Source organism: Amycolatopsis taiwanensis DSM 45107 (assembly GCF_000519205.1).
GTDB lineage: Bacteria > Actinomycetota > Actinomycetes > Mycobacteriales > Pseudonocardiaceae > Amycolatopsis_E > Amycolatopsis_E taiwanensis.
Genome location: NZ_JAFB01000028.1, coordinates 81,605 through 101,835, shown reverse-complemented (window position 1 = coordinate 101,835; position 20,231 = coordinate 81,605). Strand labels below are relative to the sequence as shown.

16 protein-coding genes and 1 pseudogene are annotated in these 20,231 nt (G+C 69.3%); 12 read left to right on the top strand and 5 right to left on the bottom strand.

All coding sequences use genetic code 11. The features are described from left to right. Nucleotides 1-156: 156 nt before the first annotated feature. The 4 genes from A3CU_RS0122520 (at nt 157) to A3CU_RS0122505 (ending at nt 5,164) form a co-directional block, all read left to right on the top strand. The gene (locus A3CU_RS0122520; protein ID WP_027944212.1) at nt 157-2,400 is read left to right on the top strand and encodes a polyribonucleotide nucleotidyltransferase; all 2,244 of its coding nucleotides are present in this window, start codon (nt 157-159) and stop codon (nt 2,398-2,400) included. 106 nt (nt 2,401-2,506) lie between these two features. Next, nucleotides 2,507-3,850 carry a M16 family metallopeptidase gene (locus A3CU_RS0122515; RefSeq protein WP_027944211.1) on the top strand — a complete coding sequence of 448 codons (1,344 nt, stop codon included), beginning with the start codon at nt 2,507-2,509 and terminating at the stop codon, nt 3,848-3,850. Between the two features lie 109 nt (nt 3,851-3,959). Beyond that, a complete protein-coding gene (gene dapB, locus A3CU_RS0122510) occupies nt 3,960-4,697 on the top strand; it encodes a 4-hydroxy-tetrahydrodipicolinate reductase (protein ID WP_027944210.1) in 738 nt (245 codons plus the stop codon). An 11-nt stretch (nt 4,698-4,708) separates the two neighbouring features. Next, entirely contained in the window at nt 4,709-5,164 is a 456-nt protein-coding gene (locus A3CU_RS0122505) for a tetratricopeptide repeat protein (protein WP_027944209.1), read from the top strand. Between the two features lie 14 nt (nt 5,165-5,178). Here A3CU_RS0122505 and A3CU_RS0122500 read toward each other — a convergent pair whose 3' ends face one another. Further along, on the bottom strand, nt 5,179-5,691 hold the full coding sequence (locus A3CU_RS0122500; protein ID WP_027944208.1) for a YqaA family protein: 513 nt from the start codon (nt 5,689-5,691) through the stop codon (nt 5,179-5,181). Between the two features lie 453 nt (nt 5,692-6,144). Here A3CU_RS0122500 and A3CU_RS54620 point away from each other — a divergent pair. After that, nucleotides 6,145-7,050, top strand: a pseudogene (locus tag A3CU_RS54620) (glycosyltransferase family 87 protein); the annotation flags it as partial. A 273-nt stretch (nt 7,051-7,323) separates the two neighbouring features. Here A3CU_RS54620 and A3CU_RS0122490 read toward each other — a convergent pair. Continuing rightward, on the bottom strand, nt 7,324-7,884 hold the full coding sequence (locus A3CU_RS0122490) for a GNAT family N-acetyltransferase (protein ID WP_027944207.1): 561 nt from the start codon (nt 7,882-7,884) through the stop codon (nt 7,324-7,326). Nucleotides 7,885-7,998: 114 nt separating this feature from the next. Here A3CU_RS0122490 and A3CU_RS0122485 point away from each other — a divergent pair, with 114 nt between their 5' ends. Then, a complete protein-coding gene (locus A3CU_RS0122485) occupies nt 7,999-10,536 on the top strand; it encodes an alkaline phosphatase family protein (RefSeq protein ID WP_245617266.1) in 2,538 nt (845 codons plus the stop codon). A 123-nt stretch (nt 10,537-10,659) separates the two neighbouring features. Here A3CU_RS0122485 and A3CU_RS0122475 read toward each other — a convergent pair whose 3' ends face one another. Next, nucleotides 10,660-11,880 carry a winged helix DNA-binding domain-containing protein gene (locus A3CU_RS0122475; protein ID WP_342668923.1) on the bottom strand — a complete coding sequence of 407 codons (1,221 nt, stop codon included), beginning with the start codon at nt 11,878-11,880 and terminating at the stop codon, nt 10,660-10,662. Nucleotides 11,881-12,014: 134 nt separating this feature from the next. Between A3CU_RS0122475 and A3CU_RS0122470 the strand changes: the two genes are divergently transcribed. Next, nucleotides 12,015-13,223, top strand: coding sequence for a winged helix-turn-helix domain-containing protein (locus A3CU_RS0122470; RefSeq protein WP_027944204.1), 1,209 nt, complete (start codon nt 12,015-12,017; stop codon nt 13,221-13,223). Between the two features lie 123 nt (nt 13,224-13,346). Here the strand turns inward: A3CU_RS0122470 and A3CU_RS0122465 are convergent, their stop codons facing one another. Both A3CU_RS0122465 and A3CU_RS0122460 read right to left on the bottom strand, forming a co-directional pair. After that, on the bottom strand, nt 13,347-14,252 hold the full coding sequence (locus tag A3CU_RS0122465; protein ID WP_027944203.1) for a DUF4097 family beta strand repeat-containing protein: 906 nt from the start codon (nt 14,250-14,252) through the stop codon (nt 13,347-13,349). 79 nt (nt 14,253-14,331) lie between these two features. Continuing rightward, the gene (locus A3CU_RS0122460; protein ID WP_027944202.1) at nt 14,332-14,871 is read right to left on the bottom strand and encodes a toxin-antitoxin system HicB family antitoxin; all 540 of its coding nucleotides are present in this window, start codon (nt 14,869-14,871) and stop codon (nt 14,332-14,334) included. 124 nt (nt 14,872-14,995) lie between these two features. On the opposite strand from A3CU_RS0122460, the gene thyX reads away from it, so the two are divergent. The 5 genes from thyX to dapA all read left to right on the top strand — a co-directional run bounded on the left by thyX (nt 14,996) and on the right by dapA (nt 20,173). Continuing rightward, on the top strand, nt 14,996-15,748 hold the full coding sequence (gene thyX / locus A3CU_RS0122455; protein WP_027944201.1) for an FAD-dependent thymidylate synthase: 753 nt from the start codon (nt 14,996-14,998) through the stop codon (nt 15,746-15,748). Nucleotides 15,749-15,758: 10 nt separating this feature from the next. Continuing rightward, nucleotides 15,759-16,157, top strand: coding sequence for an ACT domain-containing protein (locus A3CU_RS0122450; protein WP_027944200.1), 399 nt, complete (start codon nt 15,759-15,761; stop codon nt 16,155-16,157). Nucleotides 16,158-16,252: 95 nt separating this feature from the next. Beyond that, the gene (locus tag A3CU_RS0122445; RefSeq protein WP_027944199.1) at nt 16,253-17,491 is read left to right on the top strand and encodes an Nramp family divalent metal transporter; all 1,239 of its coding nucleotides are present in this window, start codon (nt 16,253-16,255) and stop codon (nt 17,489-17,491) included. Between the two features lie 70 nt (nt 17,492-17,561). Continuing rightward, nucleotides 17,562-19,064: a serine/threonine-protein kinase gene (locus A3CU_RS0122440; protein WP_027944198.1), complete on the top strand. Its 1,503-nt coding sequence runs from the start codon at nt 17,562-17,564 to the stop codon at nt 19,062-19,064. A gap of 101 nt (nt 19,065-19,165) precedes the next feature. Then, entirely contained in the window at nt 19,166-20,173 is a 1,008-nt protein-coding gene (gene dapA, locus A3CU_RS0122435; RefSeq protein WP_052371995.1) for a 4-hydroxy-tetrahydrodipicolinate synthase, read from the top strand. Nucleotides 20,174-20,231: the final 58 nt, after the last annotated feature.

Genomic DNA, 20,231 nt, shown 5'->3' with positions numbered 1-20,231 from the left:
CAGCAAGAAAGAGGAGAGGGCGACGCACTCGCGAGGGCAAGAGATGCCGGTCCTCGGTAGTGGCTCCCGGGAGATACCCCGAGGGCTTCGATCGATGACCGGTTTCGCTCCTCGTGCGGTGGTGCGTGGCCTCAACGAACGAGGAGTAACACGACAATGACTGACACAGGTGCATTCGCCGTGCACGAAACCGAGGCCGTGATCGACAACGGCCGGTTCGGCACCCGCACGATCCGCTTCGAGACCGGCCGGCTGGCCCGGCAGGCCGCCGGCTCCGTGGTCGCCTATCTCGACGAGGAGACCATGGTGCTGTCCGCCACGACGGCGTCGAAGCACCCGAAGGAGCACTTCGACTTCTTCCCGCTGACGGTGGACGTCGAGGAGCGGATGTATGCGGCCGGCCGCATTCCCGGCGCGTTCTTCCGGCGTGAGGGCCGTCCCTCCACCGACGCGATCCTGACCGCCCGGCTGATCGACCGGCCGTTGCGCCCGTCCTTCACCGACGGCCTGCGCAACGAGATCCAGGTCGTGGTCACCGTGCAGAGCCTGCACCCGGACGACCCGTACGACGTGCTCGCGATCAACGCGGCGTCGGCCTCCACGCAGATCGGCGGGCTGCCGTTCTCGGGGCCGATCGGTGGCGTGCGCGTGGCGCTGATCGAGGGCCAGTGGGTCGCGTTCCCGACCTGGTCGCAGCTGGAGAAGGCGACCTTCAACATGGTCGTCGCGGGCCGTGTAGTCGGCGACGACGTCGCGATCATGATGGTCGAGGCGGAGGGCACCGACGCGACGCTGGACCTGATCGCCGCCGGTAACAAGGCGCCCGACGAGCAGGCGGTGGCCGACGGCCTGGACGCGGCCAAGCCGTTCATCCGGGCGCTGTGCCAGGCCCAGCAGCAGCTCGCCGAGGTGGCCGCCAAGCCGACCACCGAGTTCCCGCTGTTCCCGGCCTACGAGCAGGACGCCTACGACGCGGTGGCCGCGATCGCGACCGACGAGCTGGCGCGGGCGCTGACCATCGGCGGCAAGCAGGAGCGCGAGGCCGCGATCGACCAGGTCAAGGCCGACCTGCTGAGCAAGGTCGGCATCGGTGAGGGCGAGGCGTTCGCCGACCGGGAGAAGGAGATCGGCGCGGCGTTCCGCGGGCTGACCAAGAAGCTCATCCGGCAGCGCATCCTGCGCGACAAGGTCCGCATCGACGGTCGTGGCCTGACCGACATCCGCCGCCTCTACGCCGAGGTCGGCGTGGTGCCGCGGGCGCACGGCTCGGCGCTGTTCGAGCGCGGCGAGACCCAGATCCTGGGCGTGACCACGCTGAACATGCTGCGGATGGAGCAGCAGATCGACTCGCTGTCGCCGGAGACGACCAAGCGGTACCTGCACCACTACAACTTCCCGCCGTTCTCCACCGGGGAGACGGGCCGGGTCGGCTCGCCGAAGCGGCGTGAGATCGGGCACGGCATGCTGGCCGAGCGCGCGCTGGTGCCGGTGCTGCCCAAGCGGGACGAGTTCCCGTACGCGATCCGCCAGGTCTCGGAGGCGCTTGGCTCCAACGGCTCGACGTCGATGGGCTCGGTGTGCGCCTCCACGATGGCCCTGCTCAACGCGGGGGTGCCGCTCAAGGCGCCGGTGGCCGGCATCGCCATGGGCCTGGTCTCCGACGAGGTCGAGGGCAAGACCGAGTATGTGGCGCTGACCGACATCCTCGGTGCGGAGGACGCCTTCGGCGACATGGACTTCAAGGTCGCCGGCACCAAGGACATCATCACCGCACTGCAGCTGGACACCAAGCTCGACGGCATCCCCTCCGACGTGCTCGCGGGGGCGCTGAAGCAGGCCAAGGACGCGCGCCTGACCATCCTCGAGGTGCTGGCCGAGGCGATCGACCGGCCCGACGAGATGAGCCCGTACGCGCCGCGCGTGACCAGCGTGAAGATCCCGGTGGACAAGATCGGCGAGGTCATCGGCCCGAAGGGCAAGATGATCAACTCGATCACCGAGGAGACCGGCGCGGACATCTCCATCGAGGACGACGGGACCATCTACGTGGGCGCCGCCGACGGCCCGTCCGCGGACGCCGCGATCAGCAAGATCAACGCGATCGCCAACCCGCAGCTGCCCAAGGTGGGCGAGCGGTTCCTGGGCACGGTGGTGAAGACCGCCGCGTTCGGTGCGTTCGTCTCGCTGCTCCCGGGCAAGGACGGCCTGGTGCACATCTCCAAGCTGGGTAACGGCAAGCGCATCGGCAAGGTCGAGGACGTGGTCAACGTGGGCGACAAGCTCCGCGTCGAGATCGCCGACATCGACAGCCGCGGCAAGATCAGCCTGATCCTGGTCAAGGACGAGGACGAGGAAGGCGCCGAGAAGGCTGCCGAGGACAAGCCCAGCGAGTCCAAGTAGTCACTCTCGCTTTGTCAAGTCATAGTGGCCATGAGTGACCCGTTACTAGCAGTTTTTCGTTAGGAACGGGTCACTCATGGCTTTCACGCTCGAACCAAAGGGACGCATGGCGCGACAGATACCGGGATACGAGCAGCCGATCGGCCGTACCCGAACCCTCGACGTGGGAGTCCGGCGCACCGTTCTGCCCGGCGGGCTGCGGGTGATCACCGAGCACGTTCCGGGCGTGCGTTCGGTGACCGTCGGCCTGTGGGTGGGTGTCGGTTCCCGTGACGAGCCACCGAGCGTGGCCGGCGGCGCCCACTACCTGGAACACCTGCTGTTCAAGGGAACCGCGAACCGCAGCGCGACCCAGATCGCCGAGGAGATCGACGCGGTGGGCGGCGAGTTCAACGCCTTCACCGCCAAGGAACACACCTGCTTCTACGCGCAGGTGCTCGACGAGGACCTGCCGCTGGCCATGGATCTGGTCACCGACGTGGTGTTCGAGGCCCTCTGCACGGATTCCGACATGGACACCGAGCGCAGCGTGGTGCTCGAGGAGATCGCCATGCGCGACGACGATCCCGAGGACCTGCTGCACGAGACGTTCGCCGAGACCATCCTCAGTGGACACGCGCTGGCCCGGCCGGTGCTGGGCACCGAAGAGTCCATCAGCGGGATGTCCCCGGCGGCGCTGCGCGCCTTCTACCGCCGCCGCTACACTCCGCAGCGGATGGTGCTCTCGGTGGCCGGCAACATAGAGCACGCCAGCGTGCTTCGCTTGGTGCGCAAGGCTTTGCGGCCACGACTGTCCGGTTCGGACACTCCGCTGCCGCCGCGCCGGGGCGCCGCCAGGATCGCGGGCGGCCGCAAGCTCGTGCTGCATACCGACGACACCGAGCAGGCGCACGTCATGGTCGGGCTGCGCGCGCTGTCCCGGCACGACGAGCGCCGCCACGCGCTGAGCGTGCTCAACGCCGCGCTCGGCGGTGGCATGAGTTCCCGGCTGTTCCAGGAGATCCGGGAGAAGCGCGGGCTGGCCTACCAGGTCTACTCGTCGGTCTCGCAATACGCCGACACCGGGTACCTGTCGGTCTACGCGGGATGCCAGCCGGACCGGCTCGGTGACGTGACCGGCGTCCTGCGGGACGTTCTCGGCCGCGTCGGCAAGGAAGGGTTCACCGACGCCGAGGTCGCCCGCGCGAAGGGCCAGTTGCGCGGCGGACTGCTGCTGGGCCTGGAGGACACCGCTTCCCGCATGTCGCGGATCGGCAAGCGGGAACTCAACTACGGCACCTACTCCAGCGTGGACGAGACGGTCGCGCGGATCGATGCGGTCAGCACCGAGGAGGTCTACGAGCTGGCGCGCGGCCTGTTCCGCAAGACGGGCGTGTCGGTCGGTGCGGTGGTCGGCCCGTACGCTCATGAGGAGGACTTGCCGGAAGATCTGCACGAGGTGCTCGCATGACACACTTTGCGTCAACCTGCCGTTGCCAGGCCGACCCGAGAGCGCGCCGCCGTCAGGAGCGCCGTGTCGACACGATCGCGGTCGCGCGCAAACTCGCGGAGGGACAGGCATGATTCGCGTGGGTGTGCTAGGTGCCCGTGGCCGCATGGGCGCCACCGTGGTGAACGCCGTCCAGGCCGCTCCGGACCTGAAGGTCGTCGCCGCGATCGACTCGGGTGACTCGCGTGACGGCCTGGCCGAGGCCGAGGTGGTGGTCGATTTCACCCACCCCGACGCCGTACTGGACAACGTGAAATACGCGGTCGAGCATGGCATCCACGCCGTGGTGGGGACGACGGGCTTCACCGAGGAGCGGCTGTCGGCCGTGCGCGAGTGGCTGGCGGCCAAGCCCGGGGTCGGCGTGCTGGTCGCGCCGAACTTCGCGCTCGGCGCGGTGCTTGCGATGCGGTTCGCCCAGCAGGCGGCCCGGTTCTACGAGTCGGTCGAGATCATCGAGCTGCACCACAATCGCAAGGCCGACGCGCCCTCCGGCACCGCCGAGCACACCGCGCGGCTGGTCGCGCAGGCGCGTCGCGATGCGGGCCGGAAGCCCGGGACGGACGCCACCACCAAGGAGTTGGATGGTGCGCGCGGAGCGGTGGTCGACGACGTGCGGGTGCACTCGGTCCGGTTGCCCGGACTGATTGCGCACGAAGAGATCCTGTTCGGCGCCGACGGTGAGACGCTGACCATCCGGCACGACTCGATGGACCGGGCTTCGTTCATGCCGGGCGTGCTGCTGGGGGTGCGCGAGGTGGTTCGCCGGCCGGGCCTGACGGTCGGCCTGGAAAACGTTTTGGACCTGTGACGGGGGCCGTGGTGAAGGCCCGCAACGTCGCACTCCTGCTGACCGCCGCGCTCGCGGTCTACCTGTTCCTGCTCGCCGATCGGGCGGTCGCGTTGCTGCGCACTGGCACGGCGGCCGGCGTCGCGTTGGGTGCCGGTGTGCTGGTGTTGCCGTTGCTTGGCGTGTGGATGGTGGTCGCGACCTGGCGCTCGGGCACGCACATCCAGCGGCTCGCGCGGCGGCTGGAGGCGGAAGGCGGCCTGCCCGAAACCTCCGAGTTGCCGAGGATGCCCTCCGGCAGGGTGGACCGCGCGGCCGCGGACGAGTGGTTCGAGCAGCGCCGTGCCGAACTCGAACGGTATCCCGACGACTGGCGGCACTGGTACCGGCTCGCCCACGCCTACGACCTCGCCGGGGACCGGCGGCGGGCCCGTGCCACCATGCGCAAGGCCATTGAGCTGGAAGCCCTGGAATCCGCCGGCCGATGACCGGTCCGGCCGGTTCACCAGTGGTGTGTCCAGGACGCGAAGATGGCCGGGAACGCCGCGAGAATGGCGTAGCGGACGAACCTTCCGGCCAGGCCGGCGGTGAGGAAGGTGGGCATCGACATGTCGGCCAGCCCGGCCAGGACAACCGTCGCCATGAACGGCGGGATTCCGACCACCGCGCTCACCCCGTAGGTGCCGGCCATCCACGCGGGGTGGCGGTGACACCGCTCACGCAACGCCTCGATCTTGGCGCGTAACCATTTCGTACGCTCGCGCCAGCGCCCGCCGGATGTGCGCCGCCGCGTTACCCGGGTCATCCACCCCGGCAACCGGATCGAACCGCGTGCGGCGAGGTAGTACAGCAGTTTCCCGGCCACCTGCCCGATCGCCACCGCCGCCGCGACGAGCGCCCAGTGCAGCTGGGGCTGGCTGGCCACCAACCCCAGCACGAACATCTCGATGTTGATGAGAGGCACGATCGCCGAGCTGAACGCGACGCCCAACGTCACGCAGAACCAGCCGAGCATCGTGCCTCCAACAGTGCCTGTCCCCAACATTCGAAACGCGACATGACCACCGTGGAGGCACCGCCGCCGTGGTCCACCGAGGGCCGGCGATCGCCTGGCTACCCCACACGTTCGAACAACATCGTGACGGTAACAGTGGAGACGGGTCGTCACACTGGGGTTACCCCTACTATTCGTCAATCGGTGTGAAGTATGGGTTTTTCACCTCCGGCGTGGGTGCCGGGCCGGCCGTGACGGGGCTGGAATACCATCTGGCGCGGATTCTTGCGGGCGTCTACGCGGCGTGTGCCTGTGCTACGTCATGCGGTGGATGTGTTTTGTGGCCGCGGTTTAGCGGGACCCGCCGGTAACGGATCGCGCGTGGGAGACGAAGATAGGGACTGCCGTGTCAGTTTCGTGGGCACTGCTCGGCCGGGACCTGGGAGAGGCGATTTGAAGTCTGTCATCTCGACGATGAGGCACGGCAGCGCGGCGGAGCGGCTCCGCCTGGGTGCTGAACTGGTGCTGGCCCTGCTGTGCTTCGCCGCGATGGCGTACTACGCGCACGGCATCGTCAAATGGCCCACGGACGTCGACGTGTACCGGCTCGGCGCGGACACCTTCCTCCACGGCCGCTCCATCTACACCGAACTGCCGGTTTCGCCGGTCGGCGGTCCCCTGCCCTACACGTATCCGCCGTTCTCCGCGGTCCTGTTCACCCCGCTGGCGATCATCCCGCCGCACATCGGGTACCCGCTGCTCACCGCCGTCACCTGCCTCGCGCTGATCCCGATCGTGGTGGCCTACCGCAAGGCCTCGCCGCAGTTGGCCGGCCTGCTGGCCAAGCCGTGGATGGTGCTGGCCGGCTGCTTCGCGCTCGTGGTCGCGCACCCGGTGTCCAACACCATCTTCTGGGGCCAGATCAACGTCCTGCTGATGATGATGGTCGCGCTGGACGTGCTGTGGCCGAACCCGCGCTGGCCGCGCGGCGCGCTGATCGGCATCGCGGCCGCGGTGAAGCTCACCCCCGCCGGGTTCGTGCTGATTTTCCTGCTGCGCAAGGACTTCCGCGCGGTGGTCACCAGCTTCCTCAGCTTCCTGCTGATGACCGCGATCGCGTTCGTGCTGATGCCCCGTGACTCGATCCTGTACTGGACCGACCGGGTCTTCCACGCCACCGGCATGAACATCGGTCCGATTCACGCCAACGAGGCGGTGATCTCCAGCTACGTGAAGCTCGGCCTGGCCGGGAACAAGCTGCTGGTCATCGGCGGGCTGTCGGTGGTCGCCGTCGCGGTGATGACCTGGCTGGGCACCTCCCGCGCGCTCAAGGACGGCAACCTGGCGCTCGCGCTGGGCGTGACCGCGACCGGTGACCTGCTGCTGTCGCCGATTTCCTGGTCGCACCACTGGATCCTCGCCCTGCCCACCGCCGCGCTGGTGATGGTGATGGGCTACCAGAAGCACAACTTCTGGTTGCTGTTCGGCGGCTGGGCCGGGGTGGTGATCCTCTGGCTCGCCCCGCATTACCGGGTGCCGCTGGAATACGAGATCTGGAGCTTCCCGCAGAAAGTGGCGGGCAGCAGCTACCAGATCGTCGCCGTGATATTCCTCATCGTGATGACCGTGCGGTGGTTCCTCGGCCGGCGGCGGTCAGTCGACGAGCTCGATTTCGAGCTCCCCGGTCAGGCGCAGCTCGCGCAGCCGGCGTTGGCCGGTGTCGAGGGTGCGCACGGTGCCGTCCGGCCGCCAGCCCGCGCGGCGGAAGAAACTCAGTGACGCCGAGTCCGACTCGGCGACCCAGGTGATGCCGCGCTTCGCGCCGCGTCGGCGCAACTCCGCGGCGGCTCCGGCGAGCAGCCGGCTGCCGTGCCCCCGGCGTCCCCACCGCGGCTCGACCAGGATGGTCGCGATGAGGCCCGTGCTCTCCGCGTCGTCGGGAAGCTCACCCGCGGCGCTGGCGACTTCCTCACGCGGGGCCAGGCCGGCGACGCAGAAACCGACGATGAAGGTGCCTTCGGTGGCCAGCTGGACCGTGGTGTCCGGGTGCGCGATCGCGTCGACCCAGCTCTGTTCCGCGTCGGGCGAATCGAGCTGGGCAAGTGCCTGTTCACCCAACATGTCCGTGTACGCGGTGCGCCAGGTGATGCGCTGGATACGGGCGATCTCCGGGGCGTCCCCGGCGACGGCGGCGCGGACTTCGACGGTGCTCACGGAGTCGAACATAGCCAGTCACGCTCGATAGCCGGACCGCGGGCCGCGACCCCGGGTCGAAATTGGAAGGCGAACCTCCACTTAAAGTCGTTGCTTGTTAACTTCTCATGCGCGATGATCGAAATTATCGTGCATGCTGGGGTGACGAAGGAGTCGAACGTGGCCGATTTCAGCAGACGTACGGTGCTCAAGACGGGTTTGGCGGCGACCGGCGCGGCCGCCATGGGTGCGCTTCCGCCGAACCTGCGCAAGGCGTTGGCCAGTACGGAAACGCCTGGGCCGTTGTCCGGAATCGAGCATGTGGTGATCCTGATGCAGGAGAACCGCTCCTTCGACCACTACTTCGGCACGCTGCCGGGCGTGCGCGGGTTCGACGACCCGGACGCGATCATGCTGGCCAGCGGGAAGTCGGTTTTCTACCAGCCCGATGAGAAGAACCCCGCGGGCTATCTGCTGCCCTTCCACCTGGACACCAGGAAAACGAGCTCGCAGGCGATCCCGTCGACCAGCCATGCGTACACCGTGCAGCATTCCGCCTGGAACAACGGAAAGATGGACAACTGGCTGCCGGCCCACCGCAAGGCCGACGGCGACGCGCACGGCCCCTACACCATGGGCTACTACACGCGCGACGACATCCCCTTCCAGTTCGCGCTCGCCGAGTCGTTCACCATCTGCGACGCCTACCACTGCGCGCTGATGGGCCCGACCTGGCCCAACCGGCTCTACCACTGGACGGGCACGATCGATCCGTCGGGCCGGAATGGTGGCCCGATCATCAGCAACACGGTGCCCTCACCCTTCACCTGGACGACCTATCCCGAACGCCTCACCCAGGCCGGTGTGTCGTGGCACGTCTATCAGCAGGAGGACGACTACGGCTGCAACCCCCTGAAGTTCTTCGAGAATTTCCAGGATGCCGACGTTTCCTCTGCGCTCTACCAGCACGGCATGACCATCGGCCCGGCCGATCAGTTCGAGGAGGACGCGCGCAACGACCGGCTGCCCACCGTGTCGTGGATCATCCCGACCGCGGCGCAATGCGAGCATCCGCAGTACATCCCTGCTGCGGGCGCCGACTTCCTGGCGAGCAAACTCGACGCCGTCGCGGCCAACCCGGACGTCTGGCGCAAGACCGTGTTCATCCTCAACTACGACGAGAACGACGGGCTGTTCGACCACGTGCCGCCGCCCACCCCGCCGGCCGGGACCGCGGACGAGTTCGTCAACGGCCTGCCCATCGGCGCCGGCTTCCGCGTGCCGTGCATCATCGTCTCGCCGTGGACCGCCGGCGGGTTCGTCGCTCGCGAACGATTCGACCACACCTCGGTGCTGCGGTTCCTGGAGCAGTTCACCGGCGTGCGTGAACCGAACATCAGCCAGTGGCGACGGGACACCTTCGGCGACCTGACCTCGGCGCTCGGTCACCCCACCGGCAAGCCCTTCCCGGCCCTGCCATCGACGAAGAACCAGCTGTGGGAGGCCACGCACGAGGTGGCCACGTTGCCGCCGGCGACCATTCCCGGGGCCGACCAGGCCCCGCCGCACCAGGAACACGGTGGTCATCCGAAGCCGCGCGCGACCACTGCCACGGCGACCGTTTCCGCGGCGTTTGCCGGCCTGCCGATCCAGACCGCCGGCCGAGTGGCCGAGACCCTCACGACCCACCGGTCGGACTTCCCCGACGGTGTCGCGGGAACCAGCTTCCCGGGCATCCCGGTCGGCGCGATCGCCGCGGCGGCAGCCCCGAAGAGCACCGCGACGCACGCCTATGTCACCGCTATCAGCGGGTTCTCGATTGCGGTCATCGACACCGAGACCAAAACGTTGGTGAAGGCCGTCCACGCGGCGAACAACCCGTACGGGATCGCGTCCACACCGGACGGTTCGAAGCTGTTCTTCACCAACTCCGGCGCCAGCGATGTCTCGGTGTTCGATCCCGCGACGGACACGATCACCGGGACCATCACGGTCGGCCTGGCGCCGCACGGCATCACGATTTCTCGCGACGGGAAAGACGCGTACGTGGCCAACACCGGTCCGGACACCGGGCCCGGTGGTGCGCGGACGGTGTCAGTCATCGACGTCGCCACGGAAAAGGTGACTGGTGAGATCACCGTTGGCGAGGCGCCGCACTCGGTGGCTGTTTCTCCTGACGGGACAAAGCTTTTCGTCACCTGCCATGATGGACTGTCTATTGTGGATGCCGGGAGCAGGGCAATACGGTCACGACGTCCCGAGGCGCCGCGTGCGAACCGGATTGCGTTGTCGCCGGACGGCACGGTCCTGTACGCGGCGCTGCCGTGGGAAGGCGCCGTCGTCGTGGTCGACGTGGCGTCGGAGCAGGTCGTGCGGCGGATCAAGGTCGGCCGGACGCCCTGGGCCGTGGCGTTCCGGCCCGACGGTGCCTTCGCCTACGTCAGCAATGCCAACGAGGACACCGTTTCGGTGATCGACACCGGCAAGCACGCCGTCGTCGCGACGGTGCAGGTCGGCCACGTTCCCACCGGCCTCGGGGCCACGTCGGACACCCTGTGGGTCGCCTTGAACGCGGCGTCGAACGTGCAGGCGGTCGGTCTGGCGGACTTGCGCGTGTCCGCCACGGTCGAGCTCGGCGCGTCCCAGCAACCCTCGTCCATGGTCTTCGTCTAGCGCCCGGAAGTCGTTGGCGTTCTCAACCATCCCGTGCCACAGCCGGGACCGGTGACGAAGGTGCCGCACACCTTCGTCACCACCGGCGTGGCCGACGCGATCGCGCGCACCTAGAAACACTGCCTAGGCGGTCAGGTCCGTTTCGACCCATGTCTTGCCTCGCGCGCGAGGGGAGAGGCGGTTACCACCGAGCAGTTCGGTCAGGCGGGCCGCCTCCTTTTCCACCGCGGCGGTGGCCTCGGAGCCGACGTCCTCCAGGAACCGGTACACGATCACCCCGCCGGCGTCCTGTGCCCAGCCGCCGACGATCCGGCCGTCCCACCACAACGTCGGGCCGGCGTTGCCCGCCTGGTCGAACAGTTTCGGGCCGTGCTCGCCGAGCAACCACTCCCGCCGCCGCCAGCCCATCGGCACGGGATCGAGGGCCGGCAGCAGCGCCGCGGACGGCTCGGGCGCCGGTGGCGGCTCCAGGTCGTCGGCGAGCACGATGCCCGGCCCGTCCTCCAGCTCGACCTCGGCCAGCCGTAATCCGGCGAGGGCCCGCTTGACCTGTGTCTTGGTCCAGCCCGTCCACCACTGCAGATCCTCCGGCGTCGCCGGACCGTAAGTGGCGAGCCACCGGCGGGCCAGCTCGGCCTGGCCGTCCGGCGTGGCCAGGTGGTCCAGTCCACCCGGGATCCACGCGGTGCTGGGCGTCCAGCTGTACTGGCTCGACAGCCAGGAGCCGCGAGGGCGGCCGCGGACCACCTTGCCCTCCGCGGCGAGCAGAAACATGAGCCTGCTGGAGACGCTCTGGCGACCCTCGTAGCTCTTGCCCCTGGAGAGCACGACCTTGGCCCCCAGGCGCGGGTCGTCGGTGGCCAGCTCGGCGGCGGTCGCTTCACCGCGCGCGGCCAGCGCGTGCAACGCGATCTCGCTCGTTTCGTCCAGCCACCGTTCGGCGTTCTTGGCGATGTCCGAGTCGGTGAGCAGCTGGATCAGCTTGCGCCGCTCCCGGGCGGCGACGTCACGTGAGCAGCCCGCTTGGATCGCCGGTGCCACCTCCAGCGAGGCGACGAAGACCGTCCGGCGCATACCGAGCAACCGGAGCAGGCTTCGGTCCTCGTAGAGCGCACGCTCGATCGTGCCGATGTTCCCGTCGGTCATGCGGACCAGGGCGGAGAGGTACACCGACGCCGGATCGGTGCTGTGCAACGCGACCACGCTGTCGGCGACCGCCACCGGATCCTTGGTTCTGGCGTCGACCGCCAGCCGATGCCGCTGGGCCAGCCGCGCGCGCCGTTCCCCGGTTTCGATTCGTCGCCGCATGCGTTCCCGCACCCCCATCGCACCCCGATCGAACACCTGTGCGCCGATCATATCTTGGCGCCGGTCGTGCGGGATGGTCTGCACTGTCGGTGGGACACGGCGGTGTTCGTCGGTGTTTTTGTCAGTGCCGTGCGGTGTTTTGTCGGTGGGTGCTGGCACCATGTCCGGCGATGGAGACGATGAGTTCGGGCGTGGCCCGGCGGATCGCGCTGGCCGCGCAGGGCTTTGCGGATCCCCGGCCGGAGGTGCCCACGCGGAGGCATCTCAAGCGGGTGCTCTCCCGGGTGCAGCTGATCCAGCTGGACTCGGTGAACGTGGTGGCGCGGGCGCACTACTCGCCGCTGTTCGCGCGGCTGGGTGCCTACGACCAATCGCTGATCGACGAGGCGGCCTGGTCGCACAGCGCCCGGAAACCCCGCCTGCTGGTGGAGTACTGGGCGCACGAGGCCAGCCTGGTCCCGGTCGAGGACTGGCCCCTGCTGCATTCGGGCGCGAAACGGCCGGGCTGGTGGCGCCACTACGCGAAGATCGTCGAGCACTCGCCGGGCCTGGCCGAGGACATCCTCGCCGTGGTCAAGGAGCTCGGCCCGATCGGCGCGGGCGGCATCGAGCGCGAGGTGGCGGGGGAGTCGAAACGCACTCCGGGCCCGTGGTGGGACCGCTCGGAGGTCAAGAAGGTCTGTGAATGGCTGTTCGGCATGGGCCGGCTGACCACCGGCACCCGCCGCGGGTTCGAACGGCTTTACGACCTGCCCGAGCGGGTGTTGCCGCCCGAGTCGCTGACCCGTCGCGTCGACGCGGCCGACGGCGCGCGGCAGCTGATCGCCCGCGCCGCGAGCGCGCTGGGCGTGGCCACCGAGACCGACCTGCGCGACTACTACCGGCTGGGGCCGGAGGTGAGTCACCAGGCGGTGGCCGAACTGGTCGAGGCGGGGGTGCTGGAGCAGGTGCGGGTCCGCACCTGGCGTGCCCCGGCGTACCGGCATGCCGACGCGAAGGTGCCACGGAAGATCACCGGTCGCGCGCTGCTGTGCCCGTTCGACCCGTTGATCTGGGAACGGGCCCGCACCGAGCGGCTGTTCGGTTTCCGGTACCGCATCGAGATCTATGTCCCCGAGCCGAAACGGGTTCACGGTTACTACGTCTTCCCGTTCCTGCTCGACGGCGAGCTGGTGGCCCGGGTCGACCTGAAGGCCGACCGGGAGGCGGGCCTGCTGCGGGTGCCGGGCGCGTTCGCCGAGCCGGGCGTGGACGTTCCCCGCGTGGCCGATGAACTGGCCGGGGAACTGCGGCTCATGGCCGGCTGGCTCGGCCTCGACGGCGTTGCGATCGGCGCCCGCGGCGATCTCGCACCGGCCCTGGCGCGCCAGGCGGGGTGAGGCGCCGGGAGTTGGAGCAAGGGGCGTTTGCTACGAAACGATCCGCGGCAAACGCCCCCTGCTACCCCCTTGGTGGTGTGTCCCAGTCGGCGCCCCGGGTGCGCCGGTGAAACACCGGATGGCCTACTGAGCCGCGCGGGTGACCACGGCGCTGCCGGAGCCGGTGCGGGCGCGGACCTGGAGCGGGATCTCCCCGTCCGGCGGCTCCTGCGCCAGGTCCAGCTCGGTGGACACCTTGCCGGAGCCGGAGGTGAGGTCGATCTCCGCGGCCACCCCGGGCCGGACGCCGACCCGGATCTCCCCGGAGCCGGTGATCAGTTCGAGCGTCCCGCCCGCCGCGTCGGCGACGGACAGGTCACCACTTCCGGTGCGGGCCATGATCTCGCCGGCGGCGGCGCCCAGCCAGATGTCGCCGGTGCCGGTGACCAGGGTGGCCGAGCCCGACAGCGACGACGCTTCGACGTCGCCACCGCCGGTGCGGACCTGAAGCCCGGACAGGGCCGGGCCGAGCCGGACCGGCCCGGTTCCGGTGCGGACGGTGGCGGCTCCGTCGGCCCGGTCGAGCTTCACCTCGCCGGACCCGGTCAGGATGTCCGCCCGCCCGGCCGCACCGGTCACCGTCACGTTGGCCGAGCCCGCACGCACCTGGACATGCGTACCGGACGGCGCGCGGACGGTCACCGCGAGCGGGGTGCCGCGCAGCGGCAGGGCCTTCGGCGCGTGCACGACCAGGCGGTTGCCGGTCAGCTCGATCCGGGTCTGCTCGACCGCGTCGCCCGACCCGCCCCGCAGGTCGGTGCCCCACTGGGCGGTCCATTGGTCGCCGAACCGCTCCGTGACCCAGTTCAGCACGCTGGTCACGCTCTGGGCCCACGGCTGCTGGATGGACGGGTCGTGCCGGACCTCCACCACCGCCTCGTTCTCGGCGTCCAGCGATATGTCGACACGCCCGAACGTGACGTTCACGTCGAGCTCCACCGCCCCTTCGACGGGGAAGGTCTGGGTACGTGTCACGTCTTCGTCGCTCATGATCGCACTGCTTTCTCCGTGCTGCTGTTTCCGCGAGTTGCGCGCCACCGCAACCGTGTCGACAGGGCGCTATGGGGTGTCATCCGCGCACCCAGCCGTGCAGGTGCGTTTCGGACTGGTTGCCGGGGCGCGACTTGGGCTCGCCCTCCTGGGTGCGCGACGCGCCGTAGAGGGCGCCCTGCACCGCCTGGGAAATGAAGGTGTTCAGCGAAACGCCCTGTGCCGCGGCGGCCCGCTCGGCCTGGCCCTTGATCTGCTCGACCAGGCGCAGGGTCATGCGGGCGATGTTCTCGCCGCCTTCCCCCAGGGGCGGTGGCGGTGGCGGGGGTTGCGGAGGCGGCGGGGGCTGAGGCCGGCCGGCGGGCTCGGTCGCCCCCGGCGAGCCGGTGACCACGACGCGGACGTCGCGGCCGTCGAGCCGGACCTCCACGACTTGGCCGGGCAGTTGCGCGGTGATCTCGGCGGCCAGGTCCGAGAGCGCGTGCATCAGCGTCAGCCGTACCGACGGTTCCAGTGCGGCAGTGAGCAGCGTTGCGGCACGCCGGGTCTGCTCGTCACCCGCGGAGGCCGTGGCGGCCAGATCCTCGCGAAGGCTGGTCAGGTAAGGCGTCAAATCCATGACACCACCATGACACCACTCATGGTGTCAGTCAAGCGTCACAGTGGTGCGGCCGGTGCCAGGCCCGGAAAGATCGGGGCGGACAGTTACGCTGCCTGGTAACGAAGCAGGGGAAAGGAGCGCGATGGCCGGGACGGTTTCACCCAGGGTGCAGTTGATCGCGAAGACCGAGTTCTTCACGCCCGAGGACGTGCCGTGGTCCACCGATGCCGACGGCGGCGAGGCCCTGGCCGAGTTCGCCGGCCGCGCCTGCTACCAGTCCTGGAGCAAGCCCAACCCGCGGACGGCCACCAACGCCGGCTACCTCGACCACATCATCGACGTCGGGCATCTGTCCGTGCTGGAGCACGGGTCGGTGAGCTTCTACATCACCGGCATCTCCCGTTCGTTGACCCACGAGCTGATCCGGCACCGCCATTTCTCCTACTCCCAGCTGTCCCAGCGGTACGTGCCCGAGCGCGACGCCGCCTTCGTCGAACCGGACGTGATCGCGAACGACCCGGTGCTGCACGAGAAGTTCCTGGCCGCGGCACAGGCCAGCGTCGACGCCTACAACGAGTTGCTGGCCGGGCTGCAGGAGAAGTTCGCCGACGCGCCGAGTGCGACCCTGCGGCGCAAGCAGGCCCGCCAGGCCGCGCGTGCGGTGCTGCCCAATGCCACCGAGACCCGCATCGTGGTCACCGGGAACTACCGCGCCTGGCGGCACTTCATCGGCATGCGTGCCACCGAGCACGCCGACGTGGAGATCCGGGCGCTGGCCGTGGAATGCCTGCGGCAGCTGCAGAAGGCCGCCGCGAACGTGTTCGCCGACTTCACCATCTCGACGCTGCCCGACGGCACCGAGGTGGCGTCCAGCCCGCGGGTCCTGGAGGGGTGAGTCCCGCGCCGTGAAACGGCTGGTGATCGACGTCGCGGCCGGGGACTACGCAGTGGCCAAGCTCGGTCCGGACGCCGACTTCCCGGCTGGGTTACTGACGCCCGGTGCCGGTGGGCTCGTCTCGGTCACGCGCACGCCCACCGAGCTTTCGGTGATCTGCCCGGCCGGCCGGGTGCCCGCCGGCGCGGAGGTCGAGGCCGGCTGGCGGTTGCTGACCGTGCGTGGGCCGCTCGCGTTCACGCTCACCGGCATCATCGCCGCGCTGGCCAACGAACTGGCGTCGGCCGGTGTCGCGCTGTTCACGATGTCCACTTTCGACACCGATCACGTGCTGGTGAAGGCGGTCGACCTGGCGCGTGCCGTGACCGCCCTCCGCGCGGCCGGTCACGAGGTCGAAGCCTCGGCATAAGGCCCGGCGAAACCAGGTGATCAGCCCTTTGTGAGCCTTGCTGTACATTGATCTTCGGCATACCTAAACTTGAAGTTCGGTCCGGAGGTGAACGCATGGCGCTGGCGGAGTCGGTTCGTCCCGCACTGGCGCGGGTGCGTGCCGGAACGGTGCTGCTGGGGCCGGCCTTCATCGCCGCCGTCGCCTACGTCGACCCCGGTAACGTCGCGTCGAACGTCAGCGCCGGCGCGCAGCACGGTTACCTGTTGGTGTGGGTCGTCGTGGCAGCCAACCTGATGGCCGGGCTGGTGCAGTACCTGTCCGCGAAACTGGGCCTGGTCACCGGGAGGTCGCTGCCCGAACTCCTGCGCGACCGGATGCCCCGCGGCGGTCGTCTCGCGTTCTGGGCACAGGCCGAACTGGTCGCCGTGGCCACCGACCTGGCCGAGGTCCTCGGCGGTGCGATCGCGCTCAACCTGCTGTTCGGCCTGCCGCTGCTGATCGGCGGCCTGATCACCGGCGTGGTGTCCATCGGGCTGCTGCTGGTTCAGGACCGGCGCGGTCAGCGCCGGTTCGAATGGGTGATCACCGGCCTGCTGGCGATCATCGCGATCGGGTTCCTGGCGAGCCTGTTCGTCGCACCCCCGTCGGTGCCGGACACCCTCGGCGGCCTGCTGCCGCGGTTCGACGGCACGGGCAGCGTGCTCCTGGCTGCCGCGATGCTGGGTGCGACGGTGATGCCCCACGCGGTGTACCTGCATTCCGGCCTCGCGCGCGACCGGCACGGCCGGACCTCCGGCCGGCGGCGCGCCCGGCTGTTGCGTGCGACCAGGCTCGACGTGGGGCTGGCGATGGTGCTCGCGGGCGCGGTGAACCTGGCCATGCTGCTGCTCGCCGCGACGAACCTGCAGGGCAAGGACGTGGATGATTCCATCGAGGGCGCGCACGCCGCGGTCGGCCAGGCGCTCGGCCCGGGGGTGGCGCTGCTGTTCGCCGTCGGCCTGCTGGCTTCAGGGCTGGCGTCCACCTCGGTCGGTGCCTACGCCGGTGCGATGATCATGCAGGGGCTGCTGCGCAGGCGGGTTCCCCTGCTGCTGCGCCGCGTGGCCACGCTCGCGCCCGCGGTCGTGGTGCTTGCCATCGGCGTCGAGCCCACCCCCGCCCTGGTGATATCCCAGGTGGTGCTTTCCTTCGGTATCCCGTTCGCACTGGTGCCGCTGGTCCGGCTCACCGGCGACCGGGGCCTGATGGGCAGGGACGCCAACCATCGCCTGACCACGATCCTGGCCTGGCTGGCCGCGGGCGTGATCATCGTGCTCAACGTGGCCCTGATCGTCCTGACCTTCAGAGCTTGAGGGAACTCACGAGGCCGTTGGCCGGTCGGACTATTGTCCTGCTGTCCGATTTCCGAGGAGGGGGCCTGGTGTGGCCGACGATCTGACGACCCAGCGAACCGCGGCGCGGCGGTTGATCACCGGACGTTACGAGCTGTTCGGGGAGCTCGGCCGGGGCGGCATGGGGGTGGTGTGGCGCGGCGAGGACACCCTGATCGGCCGCCAGGTCGCGATCAAGGAGATCCGGCCGCCCGAAGGCGTCGAGGACAGCACGTTCAGCGAGCGCGTGATGCGTGAGGTCCGCAACGGCGGCCGCATCAACGATCCGGCCGTGGTCACCGTCTACGACGTCGTGTCGGAGAACGGTTCGACCTACATCGTGATGGAACTCGTCGAGGCGCCGACGCTGGCCGAGCTGGTACGCGCCCACGGTCCGCTGTCGCCCGTGCAGGCGGCGACGATCGGGCGGCAGGTGCTGTCCGCGCTCCACGCCGCCCACCAGTCCGGAATCGTGCACCGGGACGTCAAGCCGGGCAACATCATGGTGTCGCCGACCGGCCGCGTGAAGCTCACCGACTTCGGCATCGCGCAAGCGGTCGACGACCCGCGCCTGACCACCAGCGGCATGATCGTCGGCTCGCCCGCGTTCATGGCGCCGGAACGGGTCGCCGGGAACGAGTCGGTGCCCGCCTCGGACCTGTGGTCGCTGGGCGCGACGCTGTATTTCGCGGTGGAAGGCACCATGGCGTTCGACCGCCCGACCACGGCGGCGACCCTGCACGCGATCATGAACGAGGTGCCCTACCTGACCCGCACCCAGGGGCCGCTGGCCTCGGCGATCATGGGTCTGCTGATCGCGAGCCCGGAAGCGCGGATCTCGGCCGCGCAGGCCGACGGGCTGTTCGCGATGGCCGAGCGCGATGGTGCGGTGCACGGTGTGCCCAATGTCAATCCCCACACGCTGCTCTACTCGGGCGGGAATCCGACCATGGTCGGCGCGCGTCCGGCCGGGAACCGGCGTGGGCCGCTGGTCATCGCCGGTGCGGTCCTCGGCGTGGTGTTGCTCGTGGGCGGGGTGTTCCTTGGCCGGTGGTGGGGGACACCGGCCGTCGACGAGGCGATGCTGCCGACGCTGACCTACGGCGCGGAGGGCCAGGTGCCGCGCTTCGAAACGTCGTCCTCTTACTACTGCACCAGCAAGCCGGTCAAGCCCGGAGAGGGCCTGACCGAGAGCGACGACTGGGTCGACTGCAAGAACCTCCACTACCAGGAGTACTACGCGTCGACGGACATGTTCGGTTCCAACTCCTCCAGCTCCTCCAAGGCCACCGCGGCCGCCTATCCCGACGAGGCGAAGCTCCGGACGTGGGCCGAGTCCTACTGCGCCGTGGAGTTCTATGCAAGGACCAGCGCCGAGTCAAGGACCAGTGCCGACGGTAGGCCGTTGACCTACCAGGCGCTGGTGCCCAGCCAAAAGGCGTGGGAGACCCAGACCTCGAGCGACTACTCGCGCGACCCGGTGCGGGAGATCTACTGCCTGCTGGGGGCGCGGGACGGGACCCTGACCGGCTACCGAACGCAGCCGGTGAAGTAGTTCGCCGTAGATGTTCCTGCTCGCGGGCCACCGTGCGGGCAATCCTCCGTTTTGCCAAATAGCCTGGCATTCCGGTGACCCACAAGAGGTAACGTCTTCTCATGCCCACCCCACCTACCGCAGCGCCCGGCCGGCCGTTCGGGCGCGTGCTCACCGCGATGATCACCCCCTTCGACGCCGATGGAGCCCTGGACCTGAAGCGGGCCCAGGAACTCGCCGAGCATCTCGTGGAGCTGGGTAACGATGGTCTCGTCGTCAACGGCACGACCGGTGAAGGCCCGACCACGACCGACCGCGAGAAGGCCGATCTCGTCCGCGCCGTGGTGGAGGCGGTGGGGGAACGCGCGGCCGTGGTCGCCGGCTCCGGCACCTACGACACCGCGCACAGCGTCGAACTCACCCAGCAGGCCGAAAAGGCGGGCGCCCACGGCGTCCTGCTGGTCACGCCGTACTACTCGCGCCCGTCACAGGCCGGCGTGTACGCGCATTTCACCACGGTCGCCGACGTCACCGAACTGCCGGTGATGCTGTACGACATCCCGCCCCGGTCGGTCGTGCCGATCGAGGTCGACACCCTGTACCGGCTCGCCGAGCACCCCCGGATCGTGGCGGTCAAGGACGCCAAGGGTGACCTGCTCGCGGGCAGCGACGTCATCGCCAACACCGACCTTGCCTACTACTCCGGTGACGACGCGTTGAACCTGCCGTGGCTGTCGGTCGGCGGGGTCGGCTGTGTCAGCGTGATCGGGCACGTGGTCGCCGGCCGGATCCGGGGCATGATCGACGCGTACGAGACCGGCGACACGTCGACCGCGCGCACCAACCATCGCGGTATGCTTCCGGTGCTGCGCGCGTTTTCCCGTGTCGGCGGGGTCGTGTTCGCCAAGACCGCATTGCGGATGCGGGGAATCGACGTCGGGGACCCCCGGTTGCCGATCGTGCCGGCGACACCGGAGCAGACCGAGGCGATCGCCGGCGATCTCAGCCGGGGCGGTGTCCCGCTCGACGAGGCCGCCGGCTGGCACGGTTCGCGGGTCGCGCAGGCGGACTCGGCGGCGGCATACGTCGCCCCTACCACTCACACCAGCGTTGGGACCATTCATAGGTGACAGGAAATCCGACCATTGACAGTGCTCGTGGGTCTGGCGGCGGTGCGCTTCCGTCCAT